We start from the raw sequence: 6,222 nt of genomic DNA, 5'->3' as shown, positions 1-6,222 counted from the left end.
CCGCGCCCACCTGGTCGCCGAGCTGGCCGACTCCCTCGGCGCAACCCTCGCCGACCCGAGCATCGCCTACCTGTACGCCGACACGCCCGGCGCGACGCCGTTCGCCCGCTGCCTGGAGGTCACCGACGTGCTGCCGTTCTCGCTCAAGCGGCTGCGCGCGCTGCTGCGCGAGCGCCGGGTGGGCCGGGTCGAGATCCTCAAGCGCGGCTCGGCGCTGGAGCCGGAGAAGCTGCGGCGGGACCTGCGGCTGGCCGGCCCGGAGGCGGCGAGCGTGGTGCTGACCCGGGTCGCGGGCGCCCCCACCGTGCTGCTGTGCCGCCCGGTGCCGGTCGTGGTGGATCGGACGACGACGGCGGGTTAGCTTGTCGACATGGCGGGACAGGGCACTCCGGCGACGGCGCTGCTGACCAGGCGGAAGATCCGGCACAGCACGCACCCGTACGACGTGTCGCCGGACGCGGCGAACTACGGCGCGCTCGTCGCGGCGGCCCTGGGCGTGCCCCCGGAGCGGGTGTTCAAGTCGCTGGTCACCGAGGTCGACGGCGCGCTCGCGGTGGCGGTGGTGCCCGTGACCGGTGAGCTGGACCTCAAGGCGCTGGCCGCCGCGCTCGGCGGCAAGCGGGCGACGATGGCCGACCGCGCCGCCGCCGAGCGGGCCACCGGCTACGTGCGCGGCGGGATCAGCCCGCTCGGCCAGCGCAAGCGCCTGCCCACGGTGGTGGACGCCTCCGCGCTGGCCCACGAGACCGTGTACGTCTCGGCGGGCCGCCGCGGCCTCCAGCTCCAGCTCGCCCCGGCGGACCTGATCGCCCTCACCGACGCCCGCACGGCACCGATCGCGGCGGCCTGACGACGGCGTCGTGGACCGTCCTGGACGGCCGGTCGCTGACCACCGGCCCGGGGGCGTACGCGGACGCGACCGACGCCGCGCTCGCCTCGGACGCGGCGCTGACCGAGTCCTTCGCCACGGCACACGACGCCCGGCGTGCGCCCCCGGGTCAGCGGTCGACCTGGGTGAAGTCCCACGAGTGCGGCGGGCGGGCCACCAGCATGGCGGGCGGGTCGGGCAGCGACCGGGGGTTGCTCCGCCACTTCGAGATCACCACCACCCGGTGGTCGGTCGAGCTGAACACCTCGCTGGCGACGTGCAGCGGGTCGTGCTCGAACTCGGGCAGGGCCGTGTCGCAGACCCAGGTGATCAGGTCGGCGAAGCCGTACGGCTCCGCCCGCGCCTCCCACATCCGTACGATCACGTCGTCGCTCCCCTCGCCCGCCATCACACGCTGACCGTGGTCAGCGGCAGGGCCGAGTCGGCCGGCAGGTCGAGCCGGCTCGGCGCGACCCCCGAGGCGACGAGGTGCGCCCCGAGCGCCGCCACCATCGCCCCGTTGTCGGTGCACAGCTTCGGCCGGGGCACCCGCACCCGGATGCCCAGCTTCGCCGCGCGGTGCTCGGCCAGCGCCCGCAGCCGGGAGTTGGCCGCCACTCCCCCGCCGATCACCAGCGTGTCCACCCCGTGCGCCTGGCAGGCGGCCAGCGCCTTGGCGGTGAGCACGTCGCAGACCGCCTCCTGGAACGACGCGGCCACGTCGGCCACCGGCACGGGCTCGCCGGCCCGCTGCCGGGCCTCCACCCAGCGGGCCACCGCCGTCTTCAGGCCGGAGAAGGAGAAGTCGTACCGGTGGGCGGCGAGGTCCTTCGCGGCGGTCAGCCCGCGCGGGAAGTTGATCGCGGCGGCGTCGCCGGCCCGTGCCTCCCGGTCGACGTACGGCCCGCCCGGGAACGGCAGGCCGAGCAGCCGGGCCACCTTGTCGAACGCCTCGCCGGCCGCGTCGTCGATCGTCGCCCCCAGCGGGGTCACCCCGCGCGCCAGGTCGTCGACGAGCAGCAGGGACGAGTGCCCGCCGGAGACCAGCAGGGCGACCGCCGGCTCGGGCAGCGGGCCGTGTTCGAGGGTGTCCACGGCGACGTGCGCGGCGAGGTGGTTCACCCCGTACACGGGCTTGGAGGCCGCCACCGCGTACCCCTTGGCGGCGGCCACGCCGACGAGCAGCGCGCCGGCCAGCCCCGGGCCGGAGGTCACCGCGATGGCGTCGATGTCGGCGATCGTCACCCCCGCCTCGCGCAGCGCCCGGTCCATCGTCGGCACGATGGCCTCCAGGTGGGCGCGGCTGGCCACCTCGGGCACCACGCCGCCGAACCGGGCGTGCTCCTCCACGCTGGAGGCCAGCGCGTCGGCGAGCAGGGTGTGCCCGCGCACGATGCCGACCCCGGTCTCGTCGCAGGAGGTCTCGATGCCGAGGATCAGCGGTTCGTCAGCCATGGTCCCTCAGTCCTGGTCGCGCCGCATGACCAGCGCGTCGGTGTTGCTGGGTTGGTAGTAGCCGCGCCGTACGCCGATCGGCTCGAAGCCGTACGTCGCGTAGAGCCGCTGCGCGGGGGCATTGTCCGCCGCGACCTCCAGCAGGGTGCTGCGCGCGCCCCGGCGGGCCGCCTCGGCGAGCAGCGCCTCCAGCAGGGCCCGGCCCACGCCGCGCCGCTGGGCGTCCCGGCGGACCGCGATGTTCTGCACCCACGCCTCGTCGGGAGCCGCGACGGCCAGGCCCGCGTAGCCGAGCACCGCGCCGCCGGGCCCCTCGGTCGCCACCAGGTAGTGGTGGCCGTTGGCCAGCTCGTTCCAGAACATCGCCGCCGACCAGCGCTCGGGGCCGAACAGGTCCGCCTCGATGAGCAGCACCTCGTCGACGTGCCACCAGCGGAACCGCTCCAGCCGCACCCCGTCGGGGCTCACGGCACCTTCTCGGCTCGCGACTGCGGGGCTCGCAACACCCGCTCACTCCTCGCGCTCACGGCAGCATCTCAGTTCGCGACTGCGGGGCTCGCAACACCGGCTCACTCCTCGCGCTCACGGCACCATCCCTGCTCGCGACTGCGGGGCTCGCAACACCGGCTCACTCCTCGCGCTCACGGCAGGACCGGTTTGCGGGCGGTGGCCGCCACGGCGTCCGGGCGGCGCAGGTACAGCGGGGTGAGGGGTTCGCCGGGCGCGCCGGCCCTGATCCGCTCGGCCGCCAACTCGGCCAGCGCGGTCGGGTCCGGGTAGCGCGGCTCGGCCCGCAGCGGCAGGTCGAACACCTCGGCGTACCGGTGGGCGCCGTCGCCGGCCACGGCGGTGACCCCGAGGTCGCGGGCGCGTTGCGCGGCGACCGCCGGGGCGTCCACGTCCGGGCCGGCGATCCGCTGGCCCGCGCCGTCGTAGACCGCCCAGTAGACCTCCCGGCGGCGGGCGTCGCCGGCCGCCAGGACCGGCTCGCCGGCCGCCGCCGGGTGGCCGATCCCGTCCAGCGAGCAGACGCCGTACGCGGGGACGCCGAGCACCTGGGCCATCGTGGCGGCGGTGACCAGCCCCACCCGCAGCCCGGTGAACGGGCCGGGGCCGAGACCGGCGACGATCGCGGCCAGGTCGGCCGGGCGGGCGCCGACCTCGGCGAGGACGGCGTCGACCTGCGGCGCGAGCAGCTCGCCGTGCGCGCGGGCGTCGACGGTGCGGCGCTGCGCCCGGGGCGTGACGCCGCCCGCCGTGACCTCCACCAGCGCGGCGGTCACCGCGGGGGTCGAGGAGTCCACCACCAGTACGAGCACGAACGCAACCCTAACCGGCCCGCCGGCCGACCCCGGTCACCCCCCGCCGCGTCACGGGTGGCGTCGCCCGGCGAGCGCGGGGCTCGGCCGGCACGGGTGGCGGCCCCGGGCGCGGGCGGGGTTCGGCCACCACGGGCGGGGCTCGGCCGGCGGCCGGGCGGACGGACGGGTCAGCCCGCGGACCGCTCCCAGTCGATCGTGGGCAGCCCGGCGTCGGCGAGGGCCTTGTTCGTCGCGCTGAACGGGCGGCTGCCGAGGAAGCCGCGCGGGTTCATCGGGCTCGGGTGGCCGGCCTCCAGCACCACGTGCCGCTGGTTGGTCACGAGGGCCGCCTTCTTGCGGGCGTACCCGCCCCAGAGCAGGAAGACCACCCGGTGGTCGAGGGCGTCCAGCGCGCGGATCGTGGCGTCGGTGAACTCCTCCCACCCCTTGTTGGCATGCGAGCCGGGGGTGGCCTGCCGGACGGTGAGCACCGAGTTGAGCAGCAGCACGCCCTGGGCGGCCCAGCCGTCGAGGTTGCCGCCGCGCGGCTTCGGCACGCCCAGGTCCTCGCTCAGCTCCTTGAAGACGTTGCGCAGCGACGGCGGGACGGACACCCCCTCACGGACGCTGAAGCTCAGCCCGTGCGCCTGCCCGGCCTTGTGGTACGGGTCCTGCCCGAGGATCAGCACCCGGCAGTCGGCCGGCGCGCAGAGCCGGTAGGCCGAGAAGAGGTCCTCGACCGGCGGGAAGACGGTCTGGGTGGCGTACTCCCCGGCGACGAACTCGGCCAGGGCCGCCGTGCGGGCGGGGTCGAGGTGCGGGGTGAGCACGGCACGCCACTCGTCGGGCAGCAGCGCCGGCAGGTCGAGGGCGGGGGCGGCGTCGGGCATCGGCAACCTTTCGTAGTCGATCGCCACCTTCTTACCAGCCGCGACCGACACTCCTCGACACCGACAGCGACGGGGGCGCGGAGACCGGGAGGAACCCTCCGGTCCGTCAGCGGAGAGAAGCGAGCCGGGCGGCCCAGTCGCCGCCGACCGGTTCCAGCTCGACCACGCGGGTGTCGTCGTCGCGTCGGTCGATGCGGACCCGCAGGTGGGCGTCGACCAACTGCTCGACCAGCCCCTCGCCCCACTCGACCACGGTCACCGAGTCGTCGACCGAGGCGTCCAGGTCGAGGTCGTCGATCTCGGCGCGAGGGTCGGCGGCGTCCCCCAGCCGGTACGCGTCGGCGTGCACCAGCGCCACCGTGCCCCCGCGCTGCGGGTCGGGCCGGTGCACGCGGGCGATCACGAAGGTGGGCGAGGTGACGTCGCCGCGCACCCCGAGGCCCGCGCCGATGCCCCGGGTGAGCGCGGTCTTGCCGGCGCCCAGCGGGCCGGTGAGCAGCAGCAGGTCCCCGGCGCGCAGCACGCCGGCCAGCCGGCGGCCGAACGCGTGGGTGTCCTCGACCGCGGGCAGCGCGACGACGACCGTCCCCGCCGGGGGCGGCGCGCCGAGGGCGCTCACAGCGCCTCCAGGAAGCGGGCGAGGGCCGCGTCGACCTCGTCGGCGTGCTCCAGCATCACCACGTGCCCGCTGTCATGGATCTTGACGTACTCGGCGTGCGGCAGCCGCCGGACGATCTCCTCCGAGTGGTTCACCGGCGTGATCATGTCCTTGTCGCCGACCACCACGAGCACCGGGGTGCCCGCCAGCGCGGCCAGCGCCGGGAACCGCGAGTGGGTGGCCAGGGTGCGCAGGTAGCGGGTGACCGTGTCGGCCGAGGTGCGGGAGTTCATCTCCTCCACGTACGACACGAGGGCCGGGCTGGGGTTCGGCGTGCCGAAGCCGTACCGGCGGGTGAGCAGCCAGGCGACGTTCGACGTCGACCTGCGGGCCCGGTCGATCACGGTGCCGCCGTACCGGGTGGCGTTGTTGACCATGAACAGCACCGGGCCGCCGACCCGGCCCAGCAGCGCCGGGGCCACCAGCTTCGTCTCGGCCAGCAGCCCGCCCGAGGTGGCCATGAGGACCGTGCCGACCACCCGGTCGCCGAACAGCTCCGGGTACGCCTCGGCGAACGCCATGATCGTCATGCCGCCCATCGAGTGCCCGACCAGCACCAGCGGCCCCTCGGGGACGACCCGGTCGATGACCCGGCGCAGCGTGTCGCCCAGCGCGGCGAGGTCGTACTCGCCGCTCTCCAGCCGCCCCGACCGGCCGTGCCCCGGCTGGTCGTACGCGACGATCCGGTGCTCGCCGCGCTCGGCGAGCATCTTGCGCTGGAAGTGGAACGTGCCCATGTCCAGGCAGAAGCCGTGCACCAGCACCACGGTCGGGCGGCCGGGGGCCGGCCGGGTCGGCTCCACCACCTCGACGTGGACGTCCGTGCCGTCGGGCATCTCCAGCAGCAGCGCCTCGTCGTACCGCTGCTCGCCGAAGACCTCGTCGGCGTACGGGTCGGTGGGGTCGGCCTTGAGGCGGCGGACCAGGGCCCGCTCGCTGACCACGCCCGCCGCGAGCCCGGCGGCGGCCACGCCGACCACGCCGACGACGCCGGCCACCCGGCCGGCGGCCGTGCGGGGCCGGGGAATGCGGAACCTGCTCACGCCGGTG

General features: G+C 75.7%; 9 protein-coding genes. 2 read left to right on the top strand and 7 right to left on the bottom strand.

The window, feature by feature from the left end:
* Together LPU43_RS12935 and ybaK are read left to right on the top strand one after the other, a co-directional pair.
* Window positions 1-361 (top strand): THUMP-like domain-containing protein (locus LPU43_RS12935; RefSeq protein ID WP_444543570.1); only part of this gene is annotated, 361 nt, incomplete at its 5' end.
* Window positions 362-370: 9 nt separating this feature from the next.
* Entirely contained in the window at window positions 371-850 is a 480-nt protein-coding gene (gene ybaK, locus LPU43_RS12930) for a Cys-tRNA(Pro) deacylase (RefSeq protein WP_229400624.1), read from the top strand.
* A gap of 148 nt (window positions 851-998) precedes the next feature.
* Here the strand turns inward: ybaK and LPU43_RS12925 are convergent, their stop codons facing one another.
* The 7 genes from LPU43_RS12925 to LPU43_RS12895 all read right to left on the bottom strand — a co-directional run bounded on the left by LPU43_RS12925 (window position 999) and on the right by LPU43_RS12895 (window position 6,215).
* The gene (locus LPU43_RS12925; protein ID WP_229400623.1) at window positions 999-1,253 is read right to left on the bottom strand and encodes a hypothetical protein; all 255 of its coding nucleotides are present in this window, start codon (window positions 1,251-1,253) and stop codon (window positions 999-1,001) included.
* A 23-nt stretch (window positions 1,254-1,276) separates the two neighbouring features.
* Window positions 1,277-2,323 (bottom strand): tRNA (adenosine(37)-N6)-threonylcarbamoyltransferase complex transferase subunit TsaD, encoded by a 1,047-nt coding sequence (gene tsaD / locus LPU43_RS12920; protein ID WP_229400622.1) that lies wholly within the window; start codon window positions 2,321-2,323, stop codon window positions 1,277-1,279.
* Between the two features lie 6 nt (window positions 2,324-2,329).
* Window positions 2,330-2,791 carry a ribosomal protein S18-alanine N-acetyltransferase gene (gene rimI, locus LPU43_RS12915; protein ID WP_229400621.1) on the bottom strand — a complete coding sequence of 154 codons (462 nt, stop codon included), beginning with the start codon at window positions 2,789-2,791 and terminating at the stop codon, window positions 2,330-2,332.
* A gap of 173 nt (window positions 2,792-2,964) precedes the next feature.
* On the bottom strand, window positions 2,965-3,642 hold the full coding sequence (gene tsaB / locus LPU43_RS12910; RefSeq protein ID WP_229400620.1) for a tRNA (adenosine(37)-N6)-threonylcarbamoyltransferase complex dimerization subunit type 1 TsaB: 678 nt from the start codon (window positions 3,640-3,642) through the stop codon (window positions 2,965-2,967).
* Window positions 3,643-3,812: 170 nt separating this feature from the next.
* Window positions 3,813-4,514 (bottom strand): uracil-DNA glycosylase, encoded by a 702-nt coding sequence (gene ung, locus LPU43_RS12905; RefSeq protein ID WP_229400619.1) that lies wholly within the window; start codon window positions 4,512-4,514, stop codon window positions 3,813-3,815.
* A gap of 106 nt (window positions 4,515-4,620) precedes the next feature.
* Window positions 4,621-5,085, bottom strand: a complete 465-nt coding sequence (gene tsaE / locus LPU43_RS12900; RefSeq protein ID WP_373321707.1) for a tRNA (adenosine(37)-N6)-threonylcarbamoyltransferase complex ATPase subunit type 1 TsaE — start codon at window positions 5,083-5,085, stop codon at window positions 4,621-4,623.
* 44 nt (window positions 5,086-5,129) lie between these two features.
* Entirely contained in the window at window positions 5,130-6,215 is a 1,086-nt protein-coding gene (locus tag LPU43_RS12895; RefSeq protein ID WP_229400617.1) for an alpha/beta fold hydrolase, read from the bottom strand.
* Window positions 6,216-6,222 lie beyond the last annotated feature (7 nt).

Source organism: Micromonospora okii, assembly GCF_020884795.1.
Classification (GTDB): domain Bacteria; phylum Actinomycetota; class Actinomycetes; order Mycobacteriales; family Micromonosporaceae; genus Micromonospora; species Micromonospora okii.
Note: the sequence above shows the minus strand (reverse complement) of the source record. Positions and strands in the feature narration are given on the sequence as shown.

Coding starts and splice junctions, on each gene's coding strand:
- ybaK (WP_229400624.1), top strand. CDS start 371: ATGGCGGGACAGGGCACTCCGGCGACGGCGCTGCTGACCAGGCGGAAG.
- tsaD (WP_229400622.1), bottom strand. CDS start 2,323: ATGGCTGACGAACCGCTGATCCTCGGCATCGAGACCTCCTGCGACGAG.
- ung (WP_229400619.1), bottom strand. CDS start 4,514: ATGCCCGACGCCGCCCCCGCCCTCGACCTGCCGGCGCTGCTGCCCGAC.